17 protein-coding genes are annotated in these 19,344 nt (G+C 61.9%); 10 read left to right on the top strand and 7 right to left on the bottom strand.

Annotation, left to right across the window (positions count from 1 at the left end):
* Positions 1-229 precede the first annotated feature (229 nt).
* The 3 genes from V4R08_RS08735 to V4R08_RS08725 all read left to right on the top strand — a co-directional run bounded on the left by V4R08_RS08735 (position 230) and on the right by V4R08_RS08725 (position 3,435).
* Entirely contained in the window at positions 230-1,462 is a 1,233-nt protein-coding gene (locus V4R08_RS08735; RefSeq protein ID WP_335578996.1) for an acyl-CoA dehydrogenase family protein, read from the top strand.
* 9 nt (positions 1,463-1,471) lie between these two features.
* Positions 1,472-2,014: a flavin reductase family protein gene (locus V4R08_RS08730; protein ID WP_335578995.1), complete on the top strand. Its 543-nt coding sequence runs from the start codon at positions 1,472-1,474 to the stop codon at positions 2,012-2,014.
* A gap of 200 nt (positions 2,015-2,214) precedes the next feature.
* Complete coding sequence (locus V4R08_RS08725; RefSeq protein ID WP_335578994.1) at positions 2,215-3,435, top strand: citrate transporter; 1,221 nt, start codon at positions 2,215-2,217, stop codon at positions 3,433-3,435.
* A gap of 88 nt (positions 3,436-3,523) precedes the next feature.
* Here the strand turns inward: V4R08_RS08725 and pncB are convergent, their stop codons facing one another.
* On the bottom strand, positions 3,524-4,828 hold the full coding sequence (pncB, locus tag V4R08_RS08720; RefSeq protein ID WP_335578993.1) for a nicotinate phosphoribosyltransferase: 1,305 nt from the start codon (positions 4,826-4,828) through the stop codon (positions 3,524-3,526).
* A 172-nt stretch (positions 4,829-5,000) separates the two neighbouring features.
* On the opposite strand from pncB, the gene V4R08_RS08715 reads away from it, so the two are divergent.
* From V4R08_RS08715 to V4R08_RS08695, 5 genes are all read left to right on the top strand, one after another.
* Positions 5,001-5,612 (top strand): LemA family protein, encoded by a 612-nt coding sequence (locus V4R08_RS08715; RefSeq protein WP_335578992.1) that lies wholly within the window; start codon positions 5,001-5,003, stop codon positions 5,610-5,612.
* Between the two features lie 21 nt (positions 5,613-5,633).
* A complete protein-coding gene (locus tag V4R08_RS08710) occupies positions 5,634-6,497 on the top strand; it encodes a TPM domain-containing protein (protein WP_335578991.1) in 864 nt (287 codons plus the stop codon).
* Positions 6,498-6,499: 2 nt separating this feature from the next.
* Positions 6,500-6,997, top strand: a complete 498-nt coding sequence (locus V4R08_RS08705; RefSeq protein ID WP_335578990.1) for a TPM domain-containing protein — start codon at positions 6,500-6,502, stop codon at positions 6,995-6,997.
* Between the two features lie 202 nt (positions 6,998-7,199).
* A complete protein-coding gene (locus tag V4R08_RS08700) occupies positions 7,200-8,303 on the top strand; it encodes a hypothetical protein (RefSeq protein WP_335578989.1) in 1,104 nt (367 codons plus the stop codon).
* A 96-nt stretch (positions 8,304-8,399) separates the two neighbouring features.
* Positions 8,400-8,567: a hypothetical protein gene (locus V4R08_RS08695; RefSeq protein WP_335578988.1), complete on the top strand. Its 168-nt coding sequence runs from the start codon at positions 8,400-8,402 to the stop codon at positions 8,565-8,567.
* A gap of 43 nt (positions 8,568-8,610) precedes the next feature.
* Here the strand turns inward: V4R08_RS08695 and mnhG are convergent, their stop codons facing one another.
* From mnhG to V4R08_RS08665, 6 genes are read right to left on the bottom strand one after another with little or no spacing between them, the layout of a single operon-like run.
* A complete protein-coding gene (gene mnhG, locus V4R08_RS08690) occupies positions 8,611-8,970 on the bottom strand; it encodes a monovalent cation/H(+) antiporter subunit G (RefSeq protein WP_335578987.1) in 360 nt (119 codons plus the stop codon).
* Entirely contained in the window at positions 8,967-9,245 is a 279-nt protein-coding gene (locus tag V4R08_RS08685; RefSeq protein WP_335578986.1) for a K+/H+ antiporter subunit F, read from the bottom strand. Before V4R08_RS08685 ends, mnhG begins: the two co-directional genes overlap by 4 nt.
* Positions 9,242-9,730, bottom strand: coding sequence for a Na+/H+ antiporter subunit E (locus V4R08_RS08680; RefSeq protein WP_335578985.1), 489 nt, complete (start codon positions 9,728-9,730; stop codon positions 9,242-9,244). The genes V4R08_RS08685 and V4R08_RS08680 overlap by 4 nt, the downstream gene beginning before the upstream one ends.
* The gene (locus V4R08_RS08675) at positions 9,727-11,322 is read right to left on the bottom strand and encodes a monovalent cation/H+ antiporter subunit D (protein WP_335580223.1); all 1,596 of its coding nucleotides are present in this window, start codon (positions 11,320-11,322) and stop codon (positions 9,727-9,729) included. The genes V4R08_RS08680 and V4R08_RS08675 overlap by 4 nt, the downstream gene beginning before the upstream one ends.
* An 8-nt stretch (positions 11,323-11,330) precedes the next feature.
* Positions 11,331-11,675, bottom strand: coding sequence for a Na+/H+ antiporter subunit C (locus tag V4R08_RS08670; protein WP_335578984.1), 345 nt, complete (start codon positions 11,673-11,675; stop codon positions 11,331-11,333).
* A complete protein-coding gene (locus V4R08_RS08665) occupies positions 11,675-14,617 on the bottom strand; it encodes a monovalent cation/H+ antiporter subunit A (RefSeq protein WP_335578983.1) in 2,943 nt (980 codons plus the stop codon). The genes V4R08_RS08670 and V4R08_RS08665 overlap by 1 nt, the downstream gene beginning before the upstream one ends.
* Before the next feature lie 416 nt (positions 14,618-15,033).
* Here V4R08_RS08665 and V4R08_RS08660 point away from each other — a divergent pair, with 416 nt between their 5' ends.
* Together V4R08_RS08660 and V4R08_RS08655 are read left to right on the top strand one after the other, a co-directional pair.
* Positions 15,034-16,191: an efflux RND transporter periplasmic adaptor subunit gene (locus V4R08_RS08660; protein WP_442935641.1), complete on the top strand. Its 1,158-nt coding sequence runs from the start codon at positions 15,034-15,036 to the stop codon at positions 16,189-16,191.
* Between the two features lie 3 nt (positions 16,192-16,194).
* Positions 16,195-19,338, top strand: a complete 3,144-nt coding sequence (locus V4R08_RS08655) for an efflux RND transporter permease subunit (RefSeq protein WP_335578982.1) — start codon at positions 16,195-16,197, stop codon at positions 19,336-19,338.
* The last annotated feature ends 6 nt before the right edge of the window (positions 19,339-19,344 follow it).

Below are 19,344 nucleotides of genomic sequence, written 5' to 3'. Positions count from 1 at the left end.
GCGATGCGCGTGAGCGCGCCGTCTTGATTTGCGAAACGATAGGCAGAAATCCGCCTATTGTATGTATTTCAGTTTAACCGCTTTCCTTCAATTCCAACATTCGCAAGAAGGCTCGCTGAAACGGGATGCGAATGGTAGAATTGGACCACTAGGCCATGCCGGGCCGGATAGAATCAGCCAGCATCGCAACGTAGTCCGTTGCCCAGCGGACAGTGAGGGGGTTTGTCAAATGGCAGGAATCGGTTGCAGCCCGCCTGCGGATCCGTTGTCAGACCCTGATCCGAACGATAACGCCTATGCCGTCATGATGGCCCGGGCCCGGGCGCTGGTGCCGGAATTGCGTGACCGGGCTGACAGGACCGAGGAGTTGCGGCGGCTGCCGCCGGAGACCGAAAAGGACTTTCAGACGGCCGGATTGTTCGGGATCCTGCAGCCGAAGCGGGTCGGCGGCTCTGAGTTCGACTATGTGGCTCTCGTCGACTTCACTGAAGCGATTGCCATGGCCGACGCATCCGCGGCCTGGACGCTGGCCAACCTTGCGAGCCACCACTGGATGCTCGGCATGTTCGACAGCCGGGCGCAGGATGTGGTCTGGACCAGGGATGCGAACGCGTTGACCGCGTCGTCTTTTGTGTTTCCTTCCGGTCGTGCCAGGAAAGTCGAGGACGGGTACCGCCTGCAAGGCCGCTGGTCGTTTTCGTCCGGGGTGGATTGCTGCGCGTGGAACATGCTCGCCGGAATCGTTTCATCCGATGATGAAGCCGATGGCATCGAATACAGGATTTTTCTGATCCCCCGCAAAGATTACCGGATCATCGACATGTGGAAGGCCGCCGGCTTGAAAGGAACGGGCTCGAACGACGTCGCGGTCGACGATGTCTTCGTCGACAGTTGGATGTCGCTGTCGGTCGCGGACATCGCCGGCGGTCCGTCGCCCGGAAGTGTTGTGAATCCGAACCCCCTTTATGCTCTGCCGGTATTTGCGCTGTTTCCCTTCGTGCTGTCCGGTGTGGCGCTCGGTAATGCCCGGGGCTGCCTCGATGACTACATCGAGGTCGCGCTCCACCGCGCAACCACCTACGGTCGTGCCAAGCTCGGCGATCTTCAGTCCACGCAGATCAAGATTGCCGAAGCGTCCGCGAAGATCGACGCCGCGCGCCTCATCATGCGCTCGACCTGCATCAAGGCGATGCGTGATGCGCGGCGCGGGCTTGTCCCCAACATGGCGGTCAAAACCGGATGGCGTCGCGATGGCGCCTATGCGGTGAACCTGTGTACCGAGGCGGTGTCGTTGCTGTTTGCAGCGAGCGGGGCGCGCGGGTTGTTTTCCGGCGCACCGCTGCAGCGCCAGTTCCGCGATGCGAACGCGATCAATTCCCATATCGCGTTCAGCTTCGATGCGGCGGGCACGGATTACGGCCGGGTTGCCCTCGGCCTGCCGTCTCAAAATCTGACGCTGTGAGGTCGTCAGATGGTTGGCGATCCTGAATTCCCCGGCGCGCCGGATCCGGCCAACGAACTGGCGAGCGGCCAGTCGTCCCTCGATCCGCGCAACTTCCGCAATGCGCTCGGAACCTATGCGACCGGCGTCACCATCATCGCGGCTGCCGACGATGCCGGAAAGCCGCACGGGCTGACCTGCAACTCGTTCGCTTCGGTCTCGCTGAACCCGCCGCTGGTGCTCTGGAGCCTGGTGGTCTATTCCCGGAACATGAGTGTATTCCAGAACGCCAGCCACTTCGCGGTCAACGTGCTCGGCGCCTCACAGCAGGCGCTGGCGGTCAAATTTGCGACGTCGTCGCGCCGCAAGTTCGAAGGGGTCGATTGGACGCCGGGTCTCGGCGGCGCTCCGCTGCTGTCGGGCAGCGTTGCGAATTTTCAATGCCGAACCGTCGATCGCTATTACGGCGGAGACCACGTCATCTTCCTCGGCGCCGTGGAGGCCTATAGCTACGACCGACACGAAGCGCTGTTGTTTGCCCGCGGCGAGTATGGCCGCTTCGTCGGCGAATGACGGCTCGCCGGCTCGGTGGCGGCAACCGCCGGACTGGTTACCCTCGACGTCTCGGGTCGGCATGGGATCATATGCCGCACGGTCGGAGGCGAACAGCGATCGAATGTCGTTGCGGTATCGATCCGCCTCCACTTTCCTTCGGCCCGGTGTGAGTTTGTCGTCAGGTCTGGATCCTGACAGTTTGAATATTTGGGAGCACGATGGCCGATCCGATTCTGATCCTTGGTATCCCCCTCGATTTCATCCTCTTTGGATTTATTCTGTTCGGCATAGCGCTGTTTCACCGGCATACGCTGCCGATCGCCCTGATCGGCCTTGCCGCGATCGTCGGTTACAAGATCGGCTTTACCGGATTCAAGTTCGGCACGGGAGTGGCCGGTCTTGGCCATCACATGGAACACGAGTGGGTCACGCTGGCCAACCTGTTCCTGCTGCTGATGGGATTTGCACTGCTGTCGCGACACTTCGAGGAGAGCCGGATTCCGGATGAGATGCCGGCCCTGCTGCCCGATGACTGGAAAGGCGGGGTCGTCCTTCTCGTCATCGTTTTCGTGCTATCGAGCTTCCTCGACAATATCGCGGGAGCGCTGATCGGCGGCACGGTGGCGCGCCACGTCTTTCGGGGAAAGGTGCATATCGGCTATTTGGCCGCGATTGTCGCAGCCTCCAATGCCGGCGGTGCGGGTAGCGTGGTCGGCGATACGACGACGACGATGATGTGGATCGACGGGATCAGCCCGCTCAGTGTCCTGGAAGCATATGTCGCGGCCATCGTCGCGCTCGTGATTTTTGCGGTTCCGGCGGCGATGCAGCAGCATCGCTTTTCGCCGATCGTGAAGAAGGCCCCAAGTGGTTTGCGCGTGGACGGCACGAGGGTCTTCATTGTCGCGGCCATTCTGGCCGCGGCGCTGGTTGCAAACGTGACCGCGAACCTGAAATTCCCGGCGCTGCTCGACACGCTCCCCGTGCTCGGGCTCGCCGTTTGGGCGGCGATTTTGATGACGGCGTTCTTGCGCGCGCCGGATTGGAAGGTCATGCCCGAGACCTTCAAGGGCACGATCTTTCTTCTGGCGCTGGTGACCGCCGCCTCCATGATGCCGGTGGAAAAATTGCCGGCGGCGTCGTGGCACACGGCGCTCGGCCTCGGCATTGTTTCGTCGGTCTTCGACAATATCCCGCTCACCGCGCTGGCGCTCAAGCAGGGCGGCTATGACTGGGGATTTCTCGCTTATGCCGTCGGCTTCGGCGGCTCGATGGTCTGGTTCGGCTCCTCCGCAGGCGTGGCGCTGTCGAACATGTATCCCGAGGCGAAATCGGTGGGATTGTGGGTCAGGAACGGCTGGCCCATCGCGGTCGCCTACGTTGTCGGTTTTTTCGTGATGCTGGCCGTCGTCGGCTGGCATCCCGACGCGCCCCATTAGCGCGTATTCCGCAAAAGTGGATACCGGTTTTGCGATCAGAGAACAGGATTCCACTTAGCCGAAAATGCTCTCAGGCGCCATTATCGGCTCAGACCTGAACGGGGAAGCGGACACGGCCGGCATTTCCGAACACGCGCAGGTAGCGTTCGATCTCCGACGGCTCGCCGGTCGCTTTCTCGGGATTATCCGACAGTTTCACGGCGGGACGGCCGTTGACCGACGTCACCTTGCAGACGATTGAAATCGGGTCGAGGTCGACGGTGCCGTCGGGTGAGCATCCCACGAAGTCATTGGTCAGGTTGGTGCCCCAGCCGAAACTCAACCGGACGCGTCCGGCAAAATGCCGATGCGTTTCTTCGATCGAATCGACATCCATGCCGTCGGAAAACACCAGCAGCTTCTCTTTTGGATCGCGGCCCTTCTGCTGCCACCACTTGATGATTTCCTCGCCCGCGGCGATCGGCGGCAGGCTGTCCGGGCGAAATCCGGTCCAGTCCGCCACCCACTCCGGCGCGTCCCGCAGAAACGCCCGGGTGCCGAAGGCATCGGGCAGGGCGACCAGCAGATTGCCGCCGTAGGTCTGCCGCCATTGGTCGAGGATACGATAGGGCGCTCGGCGCAACGCGGTGTCGTCGTCGGCGAGCGCTGCCGCGACCATCGGCAGTTCATGCGCGTTGGTGCCGATGGCCTCGAGATCGTTGTCCATGGCGAGCAGAACGTTCGACGTGCCGGTGAAGGCGGGCCCCAGTCCTTCCTTCGCAGCTTCGACGCACCAGCGCTGCCACAGAAAGCCATGCCGCCGCCGTGTTCCGAAGTCCGACAGCCACAAGCCTTCCAGCTTGCGCAACCGTTCGACCTTGGTCCACAGCTTTGCCTTGGCGCGCGCATAAAGCACGTCGAGGGCGAAACGGCCCTGACCATTGGTCACCTGACGCGACCGCAACTCGTTGAGAATGGCGAGCGCCGGAATCTCCCACATCGTGGTGTGGGTCCACGGACCGTGGAAATGCAGTTCGTACTGGCCATCGACTTTTCGCAATTCATATTCGCCAAGCCGGAACGTCGCCAGCCAATCGATGAAATCCGGCGAAAACATCTGGGTCTTGCCGTAGAAGGTGTTGCCCGCGAGCCAGATGAGTTCATTCTTGGTGAAGCGGATAGAGCGGGCATGATCGAGCTGCGCGCGCAGTTCACCCTCGTCGAGAGCTTCGGCGAGGCGGACGTGGCGGCTGCGGTTGATGACGGAGAATGTAACGTGCTCGTTCGGATAGAATTCCCGGATCATCTGCAACATCAGAAGCTTGTAGAAATCCGTATCGAGCAAGCTGCGCACGATGGGATCGAGGCGCCAGCCGTGGTTATAGGTCCGCGTCGCGATATCCGTAACGGTCATGCCTTAAACTATAAGGCAGCGAAAGGTTTGCGAACAGGCCGGTTCCGTGGGACAGGGGAATTGACAGGGTCAGCGCGGCCACGACATCTGCTACCATTCGGGTTGCCCGGCCGAAGAGGTCGCGCGACTTTTCCTTAAAACGCAGTCTTGATTGCCGGGCAGGAGAGATGTGATGCGAAAGCTTTTGACGGTACTGGCGGCGCTCGCCACCCTGAGCCTGACCAATTGCGGCTACAACGCCATCCAGTCGCAGGACGAGCAGATCAAGTCCGACTGGTCCGAAGTGGTCAATCAATACCAGCGCCGCGCCGACCTGGTGCCGAACCTCGTCAATTCCGTGAAGGGCTTTGCGCAACAGGAAAAGGACGTCCTGCTCGGCGTCACCAACGCGCGCGCCAAGGTCGGCAGCATCCAGGTGACGCCGGAAGTGCTCAACGATCCCGCGGCGTTCCAGAAATTCCAGGCCGCCCAGGGCGAACTCTCCGGCGCGCTGTCGCGCCTGTTGGTCGTCACCGAGAATTATCCGCAGCTCAAGTCGGATGCGTTGTTTCGCGATCTGATGTCCCAGCTCGAAGGCACCGAAAACCGCATCACCGTGGCGCGCAACCGCTACATCAAGGCGGTGCAGGACTATAACGTCACCATCCGCTCGTTCCCCACCAACCTGACCGCCATGGCGTTGGGATACAAGACCAAGCCGAACTTCACGGTCGCCAACGAGAAGGAGATATCGACCGCGCCGAAGATCGATTTCAATCCGGCGCCGGCCGCGCCGTCGAAGTAGCCGGCCTAGCTGGTGGCGGTGATGCGCACCCTGAAGGCCACGCTGCTGGCGCTGACGTTGTGCTGGACCTTCGCGGCATTCGCCGATGTCGCGGTGCCGCCTTTGACCGGGCGCGTGGTCGACCTGACCGCGACGCTGAGCAGCGATCAGAAGGCGTCGCTCGAACAGAAGCTGAAAGCGTTCGAGGACCGCAAGGGCAGCCAGGTCGCGGTGCTGATCGTGCCGACAACCGCGCCGGAAACCATCGAGCAGTATTCGATCCGCGTTGCCGAACAATGGAAGATCGGCCGCAAGAAGGTCGATGACGGTGCGATCCTTCTCGTCGCCAAGGACGACCGCAAGCTGCGGATCGAGGTGGGTTACGGCCTCGAGGGCGCGCTGACCGATCTCACCTCGAAGCGCATCATCGACGAAGAGATCGTGCCGAAGTTCAGGAACGGCGATTTCGCCGGCGGCATCTCGGCCGGCGTCGATCGCATGTTGCGCGTGATCGACGGCGAGCCCTTGCCCGCGCCGAAACCGCAGGCGCAGTACGCGAACAATTTCAACATCGGCGATCTCTTCAATCCGTTTGTCATTGTCGGCGTCCTCGTCCTCGGCGGGATATTCCGGAGCGTCTTCGGCCGGCTGTTCGGCTCGGCGGCGGTCGGCGGGATCATCGGTCTCGCGGCCTGGCTGTTCATCGGATCGCTTGCCGTCTCGGGTGTCGCCGGTGCGCTCGCCTTTGCCTTCACGCTGTTCAGCGATGCGGTTGTCTCGGGCGCGGGCCGGGGCGGCGGCACCTGGGTCGGCGGCGGCCGGGGAGGCGGATCGTTCTCGGGCGGCGGCGGCTTTAGCGGCGGCGGCGGCAGCTTCGGCGGCGGCGGCGCGTCGGGGAGCTGGTAGGCATGGGCATCGGGCGCATCGGCAAGCATCTGCTCGGGCATCGCTGGCGGGTGCGAAAGCATTTCCCGCCTGAGGCGATGGCCGCCATCGAACGGGCGATCCGCGCCGGCGAGACGACCCATTCGGGGCAGGTGGTGTTCGCCGTGGAAGGCGCGCTCGACGGCATCCCCCTGTTCCGCAATCAGCCGGCGCGCGAGCGGGCGCTCGATGTGTTCGCGCATCTGCGGATCTGGGACACCGCGCATAACAACGGCATCCTGATTTATCTGTTGCTCGCCGACAGCGATGTCGAGATCGTTGCCGATCGCGGCATTCACGCCAAGGTCGGAGCGGCGGTTTGGAAGACCATTTGTGCCGCGATGGAGGCTGAGTTCAAGCAAGGCCGTTTCGAGGCCGGAGTTGTCGAGGGCATCGCAGCCGTCTCGCGGCAACTTGCAAACCATTTCCCGAAGCAGGGGGCCGGTCCGAATGAACTGCCGGACGCGCCGGTGGTGATTTGAGCTGGGCGCCGCTCAAAGGCTTCGTGGACGGCCGTTCCCCGGCGCGATGCCTCGCTGATATGAGGCTGGCGTTTTTGCCGGCCTTGGTTAAGCCGTTTTGTGGGTCGGAAAAATCCTAAAATTTCCGCAATAGTCCCGAAAGTAAGGATTTCGCAAGCAATGAAAAGTTACCAAATGCTCAACCTTTATTGGAGGTTTTAACGTGAGCGACCATTCGTCTGATCGGACCAATAGTGGCCCTGCCGACAAATTTGCCGGGATGGACATGTCGTTGAGCGCCAAATCTCCAGAGCTTGCACCGGAGCAGGAATTGTCTGCGCCGCCGCCGGACGACGTCAAGCCCGAGGCTCCGAAGACGGACGTACCCCGGATCGAGCCCAAGGTTGAAGCTGGGGCCCCGAAGGCGGACGCATCCCGGATCGAGTCCAAGGTTGAGGCTGAGGCTCCGAAGATGGACGCTCCCCGGATCGAGCCCAAGGCTGAGGCTGAAGCTCCGAAGGCGGACGTACCTCGGATCGAGCCTAAGGTTGAGCCTGAGGCTCCCAAGATGGACGCGCCGCGAGAAACCGGCAAGCTCATGATCGTGGCGCCGTCACGCGACCAATCATGGGATCGCGCGACCATCGATCAGGGTCCGGCGGCCGCCAGCGGTGCGCAGGCGTCAAGCCGGTTCGGCAAGCGGCGTCTCGCCGCAATTGCGGCGGTCGCGGTATTGGTAGCGATTGCCGGTGCGATCGGCGGCTCGCTCGCGACATCCGGCCTCGGCCACGGCGTTGCGGATGAACAGTCGTCCGCGACGGCGAGCCACACCCAGGCCCTGGAGGCCACGATCAAGCGGCTGGAGTCCGAGGTTGCCACGCTGAAGACGGGCATCGATCGCTCCGCCAAGGGCGACGCCGGTAAGTTCGCCAAGGTCAACGAGCGCCTGGACAAGGTCGAGAAGGCGCATGCCGAGTCGGCGGCCGAGCTGACCAGGCTCAATGAGACGTTGGACAAGCAGCGTGTGTCCTCCGCGCCGGCTGCGCCTCCAACGACCGCCGCGACGAACGTGACAGGGTCGATTCCAACCGCTGCCACGCCAGTGCCGCTGCCGGCGGCGAAGCCGGCAATAGCGCGTCTGCCCGCGGTCGAGGGCTGGGTATTGCGCGACGTCGCCAACGGCGGTGCGCTGATAGAAGGGCGCAGCGGCATCTACGAGGTCTACGCCGGCGATCCGGTGCCCGGGCTCGGTCGCGTCAATGCGATTCGCAAGCAGGACGGTCGCTGGGTCGTCGTCACCAGCAGAGGTCTGGTCGTCGCGCGCTGACGACGGTTTCCGCAGCTTCTGACGGACAGAGCGCGCCGGAACTATTTCGTCCCTCGGGATTTGATGGCGCGACCATTCATCCGCAGGCGGTGGGCGATGAGCGAGCCGGAGCAGAGCGAAAAAGAGCGCAATCGCGAGATCGCTCAAAACGAGAGCGAGCGCGCGGCGGTCAGCGCAGTGCGTCTCAGCTCCTGGGCTATCGGCATTGCCGTCATCCTGGGCCTGATCGCACTCGGGCTCGCCTGGCCATGGCTGCTTCGCTAGAGCATTTCCCGGTGAATCGGTGTCCACTTCACCGGGAAATGCTCTAGCGATGCTGGTCTCCTGCTTTTCCTGAAGACGCTCCGTCGTTTTCGGATTTGTCCCGAAACAGCGCAGCGTTGACCAGTACCATCAAGCTGATCGGCGTCGTGACGATGACGAGAACAATGATGAGCAGCTCATGCAGCACCGGGCGCGTTCCTAGCGCCGAGAAATAGATCATGGATGCGATTGCGATGCAGGCCGTACCGAGCGTGGTCCCCAGGGTGGGCGCATGGACTCGCTCGTAAAAGCTCCCGAGCCGTAGCAGTCCTAACGATCCGATCAGAGTGATGACAGCACCGCCGACCAGGAAAACCGCCGTCAGGATGGCTGGCAGCGCTGAAAGTTCGCCTGCGGCATTCACTCGATGACCTCCCCGCGAAGCAGGAATTTGGCAAGCGCCACCGTGCTCACGAATCCGAGCAGGGCAACGATCAGGGCGGCTTCGAAGTAAAACGTGCTGCCTGTTCTGATGCCGAAGGCGAGAAGCAGCAGCATCGCGTTCACATACAGGGTGTCGAACCCGACGACGCGATCCTGCGCCCTTGGTCCCCGGAGGATGCGGAAGGCCGCGCATGCCATCGCGCAGCCCAGCAGGATCTGCGCCGCGGTGACCGACCAGGCGAGCATCATGCTCATGTGAAAATCTCCATCAACCGCCGCTCGTAACGTCCCTTTATAGTGCGGACCCATTCGGTTTTATCGACCAGATCAAGGACATGGATGGTCAAAATGCCGCTGGCTTCGTTGAAGTCCACCCATAGAGTGCCCGGTGTCGACGTGATGATGCAAGCGAGCGCCGCCAGGCCGTAGGGATCGCGGAGTTCAAGCGGGATCTCCACGAAGCCCGGAGTCCGTTCTGTTCGTTTCGGCCCGAGAATGATGCGTGCGACGGCGATGTTGGAGCGCACGATATCCGTGAAGACGACAGCAGCCAGGCGGACGATCGCGCCCGGCCGCCGTGGATGCGCTTTCGGCGGCTGCAACGCTGCGAGCCCCCATCCGCCGATAAGGGCCACGGCGCTGCCCAAAAGAATATGCCCCGGCGAAAGTGTCTGATTGAGCAGCAGCCAGAACGCAAGCAGGCTGGCGCTAACGATGGGAAACGGCAGCAGGCGGGTCATGTCGGCCCCCTCGTGTTACCGGGCTCAACCGGAGAACCGAGAACCCCCCGGATATAGTTGTGAGGAGCGTGCAGCGATTGCGCCGTCGCCTGCATGAAGCGCATGATCGGGCCCGCCTCGACCGTCTGGATTGCGCAAAGCAGCAGGAGGGCCGCGATCGGCGCCATCTCGATAAGGCGCACGCGGGGTACGGTGCGATCCGGTGAAGCCCAGAACGCACGGATGCCGGCGCGCGTCATGGCGATCAACGCCGCCAGCCCCGACACGATCAACAGGAGAAGAAAAATCCAGCTTGCGGTCGGAATGGTGCCGACCGGAGAATTGAGCGCGGCCGTCAGGATCGCGAATTTGGCGACAAAGCCGGAGAGAGGCGGGAGACCCGAAATGACAAGGGCGCAGCCGATGAAGGCCAAACCAAGGATGCCGATCGTCGCCGGGATCGCAATGCCGGTTTCCGGCGAAATTTCCGAATCATCCTCGTCGCCATAGAGTTCCCGTGTCACCGCAAGTACGTCAGCACCGGGCTCACGGCCGCGCTCGACAAGCTCGATCAAAAGAAAGAATGCACCCAGGCCGAGCGTCGAACTGATGAGGTAGAACAGAGCGGCCCCGGTTACACCGACCTGCTCCAGACCGATGGCGGCCAGTATCGTGCCGGAGGATACAAGCACCGAAAAGGCGGCGAGCCGCGGCATATCCTGCGAAGCGAGGCTTCCGATCGTGCCGAATGCCACGGTCGCCATGCCGCCCAGCAGCAGCCATTGGCCGCCGAATTGAGCAGACGCTCCCGCTCCATCACCGAACAAAAGCAGCGATAGCCGCAGGAGGATGTAGACGCCGACCTTCGTCAGCACGGCGAAAATCGCGGCCACGGGAGGCGGCGCGGCGGCGTAGGTGCTGGGCAGCCAGAAGCACAGCGGCCACATTCCGGCCTTGACGAGAAACGCAACGCCCAGGATGCCGGCTCCCGCCTCCAGCAGTCCCCGATCCTCCGCGCGGATCGCCGGAATGCGCACGGCCAGATCCGCCATGTTCAGCGTGCCGGTCACGCCATAGATCAGACTGACCCCGATCAGAAACAACAGCGACGCCGCGAGGTTGACGACGATGTAATGCAACCCGGCCATGACCCTGGCAGATCCTGAGCCGTGCAGCGCCAGACCGTAGGAAGCGGCGAGCAGCACCTCGACGAAAACGAACAGGTTGAACAGATCGCCGGTGAGAAACACACCGTTGATGCCCATCAGCAGGAACTGAAACAGGGGATGGAAAAGCACCCCCGCGCGGTGCCAGCGCGCCAGCGAGAATACAGCCGCCGCCGCCGCAAGGAGACTGGTCAGCAGCAGCATCAGTGTGGCCAGCCGGTCCACAACGAGCACGATTGCGAACGGGGCAGGCCAGTCGCCCAGACGATAGACCCCGGCCACGCCGGTCGGAGCGGCATCGGCGGATCGCAGCAGCACGATGGCAATCGCCACCAGTGCGAACGTGCTCGCGATGCTCAGTGCGGCGTTGAGGTTGCGGCGCTGTTCTCCCCCAAGAACCAACATGATCGCGCCGGCGAACAGCGGCAGCACGATTGGCGCGATCATCAGATGATTCACGATCCCGGCTCCCGTCCGTCGACATGGTCGGTCCCCGTCAGACCACGCGATGCGAGCAGCACGACCAGAAATAGCGCAGTGGTCGCAAAGCTGATGACGATTGCAGTCAGGACGAGTGCTTGCGGCAACGGATCCGGCAGGCTGGCCGGATCACCGGCCGCATGTGAATCCAGGATCGGAGCGGCATCGGTCCTAATTCTCCCCATCGCGATAATGAAAAGATTGACGGCATAAGAGAGCAGCGACAGGCCGATGATCACCTGGAACGTGCGCGATCGAAGCAGCAACCACACGCCCGAACCTGCAAGCACGCCAATGCCGAGAGCAAGCACGATCTCCACTACTGCACCCCGGCCGTTGGAGACGCCGCGGGCGCGCTGGCCGCGCGGCTGGCTGGCGTCCGGTGACTACGCATGGTCTGATGCGCGATCGCAATCAACATCAGGACCGTGGCGCCGACGACCAGTGCAAACACGCCAAGATCGAAGAGCAGCGCGCTTGCCAGCGGGACCGAGCCAATCCACGGGACCTCGAGGTAGGAGAATGACGAACTCAGGAAAGGCCGTCCGAACACCCAGGCGACCGCTCCAGCACAGGCCGCCAGGAGGAGGCCAGCGCCCATCCAATGCACAGGCAGGATGCGCAGATGCGCCTCCGTCCAGGCCGTTCCGCGGGCGATGTATTGGAGAATGAAGGCCACGGCCATCGTGATGCCGGCGACGAATCCACCCCCGGGCAGGTCGTGCCCGCGCAGGAGGAGGAAAATCGCTGTCGCGCAAATCACCGGGAAAAGCATTGCCATCATGAGCGCGGGGACGGACATCGCGCTCTTGAGCGTGTCACCCTTCTGACGGCTCGGTTGAGCCTCGTCGTAGAGATCCTGGCTGTGCTGCTGCTCCGGCACGGGAATGCTTTCGGCAGCAGGACGAAATCGCCGCAGCAACGCATAGACGGTCAGCGCGACGATGCCGAGCACCGTGATCTCGCCGAACGTGTCGAACGCACGGAAGTCTACGAGAATGACGTTCACGATGTTGGTCCCGCCGCCCAGGGTGTAGGCGTTCTCGACAAAGAACCGCACGATGCTATCGGGCTCCGGGCGAGTCATGACCGCATAAGCCAGCGCTCCCAATCCCCCGCCGGCGGCAGCCGCGATGCCGATGTCGCGGAACTGATACCAGCGGATGCCGCGCTCCGGCGAGCCGGCCGCATGGGTTTTCTCGACGCGTTTCGGCAGCCAGCGCAGCCCCAGCAGAAGCAGAACCGTGGTGACCGTCTCGACCACCAGCTGGGTCAGCGCCAGATCGGGCGCAGACAGCCAAACGAAACTGACGCACGTCACCAGACCGGCGCTGCCGACAAGGATGAGGGCCGCGAAGCGATGAAACTTGCCATGGTAAGCTGCAGCCAGTGCGCAAGCGCCCCCTACGGCCCAGATAAGCGCAAACCCGACATCGAAAGCTGTTCGCGCCGTCCCCCAGGAGCCGATCCCTCGCGTCAACACGGGCGCTAGGCCGACCAGCAGCGCTGCGCAAATCAGCAACCGCAACTGCGGCTGCAAGCGGTGTGTGCCAAGCAGCTCCTCCAGTCGTCTTGCGAGTTGCCACGAGACCGCGACGAGCACGCGGTCGAAAATGCGCTGACCCTTGATGTGGCGCAGCAGCGGCGGTCCTTCAGTGACAAGCAGATATGAGCGCAGCATCAGGTAGATGGCTATGCCACCGGAAATCGCGACCAGGCTCATGAGAAACGCGGGAGTGAAGCCATGCCAGACCGCGAGGCTGTACTCCGGAATAGCGTCGCCGAGGACGGCGCGGAGCGCGGTTGCGAGCAGAGGACCGATGGTAAGGCCGGGGACAATGCCGATGAGAAGGCACGCGAGGACGAGAAGCCCGGCGGGGAAGCGCATCAGGAACGGGGGTTCATGCGGCGTGCGCGGCAGGTCCCGCGGCGGCGGACCGAAAAACACCTCGGCTATGAACCGGAGCGAGTAAGCGACCGTGAACATGCTGGCCATCGTGACGATGTAGGGCAGCGCCTGATCCAGCAGCGAGTTGTCGTGCGTTTCGATGGTCTCGGCAAAAAACATTTCCTTGGACAAGAACCCGTTCAACAGGGGGACGCCAGCCATAGCGGCGGCGGCGACCATCGCGAGCGTTGCCGTGATCGGCATAAAGCGCCGCAGGCCGCTTAGGCGGCGCAAGTCGCGGGTGCCGCTTTCGTGGTCGATGATGCCGGCCGCCATGAACAGCGACGCCTTGAACGTCGCATGGTTCATGATGTGAAAGATGGCGGCGACCTGCGCGAGCGGTGAGTCGAGGCCGATGAGCAGAGTGATCAGTCCGAGATGACTGATGGTGGAGTAGGCGAGCAGCCCTTTCAGATCCTGCTGGAAAAGAGCAATGAACGCGCCGAGCATGAAACTGATAAGTCCCGCAGAACCTACGAGCCACAACCACTCGTTTGTTCCGCCCAGCGCAGGCCAAAGCCGCACCAGAAGGAACACCCCGCCTTTGACCATCGTGGCGGAATGCAGGTAGGCCGAAACAGGCGTCGGCGCCGCCATCGCCTGCGGCAGCCAGAACTGAAACGGGAATTGCGCGCTTTTCGTCAAGGCTCCGATAAGAATGAGGGCGAGCGTCGGGATGTAGAGGGGATGCGAACGGATCGCGGTGCCGGATGCGAGAACCCGATCGAGGTCGTAGCTGCCGACGATATGCCCGAGGATCAGGACGCCCGCGAACAGGCAGAATCCGCCGATCGACGTCACGATCAGCGCCATGCGCGCGCCATCCCGCGCCGGCGCGGTCTGGTGCCAATAGCCGATCAGCAGAAAGGAAAAGAGGCTGGTCAACTCCCAGAAGAAGACCAGCTGGATCAGGTTGCCCGACAGCACGATGCCGAGCATCGCACCCATGAAGGCGAGCAGGAATGAGAAGAAGCGCGGTACGGGATCGGATGGGGACATGTAGTACCTGGCGTACAGCACCACCAGGAACCCGATGCCGGTAATCAAGACGGCGAGCATCCAGGCGAAACCGTCCATCCTCAGAGAGAAATAGAGGCCGAGTTCCGGCACCCAATCCACGGTATGCCGGATGACCCCGCCATTGACGATGCGGGGGTAGCTCACAACCAGGAGCGCCAGACCAATGAGTGAAACTGCGCCGGCCAGCCACGCTTCGGCGTTGCGGGCATTGGTCTGAAGGAGTGCGGCAAGACAGGTCCCGACGAAGGGGAGCGCGAGAACGACGATGAGGATCGTTTCATATGGCATCGTCATTCGTGGCCTTTTCGGGAAGAAAACTCCAGACGGTTATGGTGTCCAGGATATGGTCGATTTGCAGGGGACAAGGCAAGCTGGCGTCGAGTCGCGGGCAAGCCAAGGCTTGGCGACGCGGGTCGGTATGAAGAAGGCCGGGGCGCCATTGCCCGCAAGATCGCCATCATCCTTCCTGGCGACTCCAAAATTCTCGAAAGCGCGGCTAACTTTCGGTGTCATCGTCTGAATGAAGCCAGGCGTTGCCATGAGTTCCGACAAGGTGTGTAGGCTAGTACGTTTCTTTCCGTAGACGTTTATGATTATTTTGTTGTTTGGCAATCAATCGGGATACATGCTTAAGTCGCATAGAGCCTCGCGTTGCGAGAAGCCATTCGGACATTGTCTTTTGGTGATCGTGCACAAGGATGGGAAAAGCGATGCGCACCTCGGTTTTGCTCCGCGCCTCCTTCTTTTTCTTTGCTGCCACAGTTCTGTGGCCAGCCTCGGCAATGGCGCAAGTGAACCCTGGCGCACCCCCGGCGGTAGGAGTTGTCACGGCCGAATTCAAACCGATGGCGGAGAGCACGGAAATCAATGGCCGCATCCAGGCCCGGGATCGTGTTAATCTGGTTGCGCGCGTGACCGCGTTCATGAACGAGCGGCTTTTTGTGGAAGGCGCGGACGTCAAGAAGGGGCAGCTTCTGTATCGGCTTGAGCGGGCGCCGTTCGAAGCCGACGTCGAGGCTAAAAAAGCGGGGGTTGCTCAGGCTCAGGCTCAACTGGAGAATGCCGATCTCGCGCTTTCCCGCGCGCAGGAACTGTTGCGGAAAAATTCCGGTACCCAGGTCACCGCCGACAGCGCGCTGGCGGCGCAGCGCACGGCGGCAGCGCAGGTGAAGGCCGCGCAGGCGCAGCTCCACCTATCGCAGATCAATCTCGATTACACCGAAATAAAGTCGCCGATCGACGGCCGCATTGGCCGAACCTCGATCACCGTCGGTAACGTCGTTAGCCCCACCAGCGGTACCTTGGCGACGATCGTCAGCCCGGATCCCATGTACGTGGTCTTTCCGGTCTCGGTGCGCCGCGTCCTTGAACTAAGGGATCGATATGCCGGCAAGGGTGGCTTTGACGCCGTCAAAATTCGCGTGCGCCTGCCCAATGGGAAAATGTACGGCCAGACCGGCAAGCTCGAGTTCGTCGATATCGGCGTTGCGAAGGATACCGACACCATCACCTTGCGCGGTACGATCGCCAATCCGGTGATTCAGACGGTTGGAGAGAGTAAGCTTCACGAGTTGACGGACGATGAGTTTGTCACCGTATTGCTTGAGGCTGTCGAACCGCTCAAGGTGCTGGCTGTCCCGCGCGCCGCGATTTTGTCCGACCAGCAGGGCGACTATGTCTTCGTGGTCAACGACAAGAACGTGGCCGAGCAACGCCGCGTGAAACTGGGGCAGTCGACCCCTGACGTCGCGGGGATAGTCGATGGTTTGAAGCCGGGCGAACGGGTCGTCGTGGAGGGAATTCAGCGGGTGCGGCCAAATCTCGTGGTAGCGCCGGCGCCGGCTTCGCCAACGCCTGCCGGGAGATAAGCCATGCTCTCCGCATATTTCATCGATCGCCCCCGCATGGCGATCGTCATCGCCATTGTCATTTCGCTCGCGGGCCTGTTGGCGCTCTCGCGCATTCCTGTCGCTCAGTTGCCCGACATCGTGCCGCCGCAGGTTCAGGTCTCGGCGGTCTATCCGGGTGCCTCTGCCTCGGTGCTGGAATCGACCGTGGCGCAGCCGATCGAGTCCAAGGTCGTCGGCGTCGACAAGATGATTTACATGAAGAGCAGCAGCGGGGCTGATGGAAGTTACAATCTCACCGTCAGTTTTGCCCTTAGCACCGATCCGGACATTAACACCGTCAACGTCAACAACCGCGTTCAGACCGCGATGGCGAACCTGCCCACCGAGGTGCAGGCCCAGGGATTGACCGTCCAGAAGCGGTCGTCGTCGTTGCTTCAATTCATCGCCCTCTACAGCGAAGGCGGCAAGCTCGATCCGCTGTTTATCACCAATTACGCCATCATCAACGTGATGGACGAGTTATCGCGGACGCCGGGCGTCGGACAGGCGACGCTGTTCGGACGCGAAGATTATTCGATGCGCATCTGGTTCGACACGTCGCGGCTGACCAACCTGGGTCTCGCGCCGTCTGACGTCATCCGCGCCGTGCAGGCGCAGAACGTCCAGGCGCCGATCGGTCGTCTCGGAGCCCGTCCGGTTCCCAAAGACCAGCAGTTCCAGTTGAACCTGCAGACCCAAGGGCGTCTCACCACGCCGGAAGAATTCGGTGCGATCGTCATCCGCGCCAATCCGGACGGTTCGGTGCTGCAGGTCAAGGATGTGGCCCGGATCGAACTGGGGGCGCAAAATCAGGATACCTTCAGCCGCCTCAACGGCGACCCGTCGGTGGCGATCGGCATCTATCTCGCGCCCGGCGCCAATGCCATCAGCGTAGCGAAGACCGTGAACGCAACGCTGGAAAAGTTGCGAGGGCGCTTTCCCGCGGGCCTGCAAGCGCGCGTCGTGTACGATTCCACGGTTTTCGTTACGAATACGATCAGCGCCGTCGTTCACGCCCTTATCGAGGCATTTGTTCTGGTCGCTATCGTCGTGTTCCTGTTTCTCGGCAATCTGCGCGCAACCATTATTCCGATCATTGCCATTCCGGTCAGCCTGGTTGGTAGTTTCGTCATTCTCCTTGCGCTTGGCTATTCTGCCAACACTGTCTCGTTGCTGGCGCTGGTGCTCGCGGTTGGCATCGTGGTGGACGATGCGATCGTCGTGGTCGAAAACGTCGAGCGCGTGATGGAGGAAGAGCCGGACCTCTCGCCAGCGGACGCGACCAAGAAAGCCATGACGCAGGTGACCGCGCCGATCGTCGGCATTACGCTGGTACTGCTGTCGGTGTTTGTTCCGATCGCCTTTATCTCAGGTATTTCAGGCGAGCTGTTTCGCCAGTTCGCCGTGACGATCAGCGCATCGGTGCTGATCTCGGCGGTCAACGCGCTGACACTTTCTCCAGCGCTATGTAGGGTTTTCCTTCGTCACTCCCCGCGTCGCGGCATCATGGGGCGTATCGGGCAAGGGATCGATAAAGTGCGCGATGGTTATGCCACCATCGTGCGCAAGACATTGCGGTTGTCGATCATGTCAATGGTGCTGGTCGCCGCATTCGGTCTGGGTATTTTCGGTCTTATGAAGATCACCCCGACCGGCTTCCTGCCGGAGGAGGATCAGGGCGCATTCTTCATCAACGTGCAACTGCCGGATGGTGCCTCGGTCAACCGGACCAGCGAAGCCGTAAAGCAGGTGGAAAACATTCTGAAGTCGATGCCGCAGGTGCAGGATACCACCGCGATCATCGGTTATTCGTTGCTCGACAGCTATTCCGCCAGCAACAATGCGTTTCTGATAGCCACCCTGAAGCCATTCGAAGACCGCACCAAGGCGGCCGATTCCGCGCAGGCCTTGATCGCGCACGTCTTCGGCGCGGCCCAGCAGATTCTCACGGCGAATGTCTTGCCGTTCAATCTTCCCCCGGTCATGGGTCTGTCGACTACGGGCGGCTTCGAATATCAGCTTGAGAATCTGGAAGGTGCCGATCCGAAAGCAATGGGTGCGGTGGTTCAGGGACTCGTCGCTGCGGCCAATCAGGACCCGCGGCTTTCTCGCGTCTTCTCGACCTATGGCGCCAATGCGCCGTCCATCTTCCTTGATATCGATCGCGAGAAGGCGCAGTCGCTCGGTATCACCCTCAGCGATGTTTTCACCACGCTGCAAGCCACGCTGGGGGGGTACTTCATCAATAATTTCAACCTGTTTGGCCGCACCTGGCAGGTGATTTTGCAAGCCGAGGCGGCGGACCGGCGCGACGTATCCGCGCTCTGGAAGATATTCATTCGAAATTCAAAAGGTGAGATGGTGCCGCTACAGTCGATTGCGTCGGCGCGCACCGTCACCGGGCCGCAAGTGATCACGCGGTACAACAATTACCGCTCGGTGACCATCAATGGCGGCCCGGCTCCGGGCGTTGCATCGGGTACCGCGTTGGCCGCCATGGCCGAAGTGTCGGCCAAGACGCTGCCGCCCGGCTATGCGTTCGAATGGACCGGTACCGCCTATCAGGAGCAAGCCGCAAGCGGCCAGACCATGATCGTGCTGGGCATGGCGTTGCTGTTCGCATTCCTGTTTCTGGTCGGGCTCTACGAAAGCTGGATCATCCCGATTCCGGTGCTGTTCTCCGTTGTGGTGGGCGTTTTTGGTGCCATTGGCGGCGTCCTGATCGCGAGCCTCACGCTCGATCTTTATGCACAGATCGGGCTCGTCGTTTTGATCGCGCTGGCGGCGAAGAACGCCATCCTGATCGTTGAGTTCGCCAAGGAACAGCGTGAGCAGGGGTTGAGCCTTGAACAGGCCGCAGCTCTCGGTGCCGAGATGCGGTTCCGCGCCGTGCTCATGACGTCGATCGCGTTCATCCTCGGACTGGTGCCGCTGGTCTGGGCGACCGGCGCATCGCAGATCGCGCGGCACGCCGTCAGCACGCCGGTGTTCGTCGGCATGATCGCAGCGAGCAGTATCGGACTGTTCCTGATTCCGATGCTCTATGTCTTCTGGGAGTCTATCAGAGAGCGAACGAGTGGATTCTTCAATCGAAGGAAAACGACTGATCCTGATCCGGCGGAATAGCTGAAG

It is taken from the genome of Nitrobacter sp. NHB1 (genome assembly GCF_036964665.1).
In the GTDB taxonomy this organism is placed as follows: domain Bacteria; phylum Pseudomonadota; class Alphaproteobacteria; order Rhizobiales; family Xanthobacteraceae; genus Nitrobacter.
Note: the sequence above shows the minus strand (reverse complement) of the source record. Positions and strands in the feature narration are given on the sequence as shown.

Coding starts and splice junctions, on each gene's coding strand:
- V4R08_RS08735 (WP_335578996.1), top strand. CDS start 230: ATGGCAGGAATCGGTTGCAGCCCGCCTGCGGATCCGTTGTCAGACCCT.
- V4R08_RS08730 (WP_335578995.1), top strand. CDS start 1,472: ATGGTTGGCGATCCTGAATTCCCCGGCGCGCCGGATCCGGCCAACGAA.
- V4R08_RS08725 (WP_335578994.1), top strand. CDS start 2,215: ATGGCCGATCCGATTCTGATCCTTGGTATCCCCCTCGATTTCATCCTC.
- pncB (WP_335578993.1), bottom strand. CDS start 4,828: ATGACCGTTACGGATATCGCGACGCGGACCTATAACCACGGCTGGCGC.
- V4R08_RS08715 (WP_335578992.1), top strand. CDS start 5,001: ATGCGAAAGCTTTTGACGGTACTGGCGGCGCTCGCCACCCTGAGCCTG.
- V4R08_RS08710 (WP_335578991.1), top strand. CDS start 5,634: ATGCGCACCCTGAAGGCCACGCTGCTGGCGCTGACGTTGTGCTGGACC.
- V4R08_RS08705 (WP_335578990.1), top strand. CDS start 6,500: ATGGGCATCGGGCGCATCGGCAAGCATCTGCTCGGGCATCGCTGGCGG.
- V4R08_RS08695 (WP_335578988.1), top strand. CDS start 8,400: ATGAGCGAGCCGGAGCAGAGCGAAAAAGAGCGCAATCGCGAGATCGCT.
- V4R08_RS08685 (WP_335578986.1), bottom strand. CDS start 9,245: ATGAGCATGATGCTCGCCTGGTCGGTCACCGCGGCGCAGATCCTGCTG.
- V4R08_RS08680 (WP_335578985.1), bottom strand. CDS start 9,730: ATGACCCGCCTGCTGCCGTTTCCCATCGTTAGCGCCAGCCTGCTTGCG.
- V4R08_RS08675 (WP_335580223.1), bottom strand. CDS start 11,322: ATGATCGCGCCAATCGTGCTGCCGCTGTTCGCCGGCGCGATCATGTTG.
- V4R08_RS08665 (WP_335578983.1), bottom strand. CDS start 14,617: ATGACGATGCCATATGAAACGATCCTCATCGTCGTTCTCGCGCTCCCC.
- V4R08_RS08660 (WP_442935641.1), top strand. CDS start 15,034: ATGCGCACCTCGGTTTTGCTCCGCGCCTCCTTCTTTTTCTTTGCTGCC.
- V4R08_RS08655 (WP_335578982.1), top strand. CDS start 16,195: ATGCTCTCCGCATATTTCATCGATCGCCCCCGCATGGCGATCGTCATC.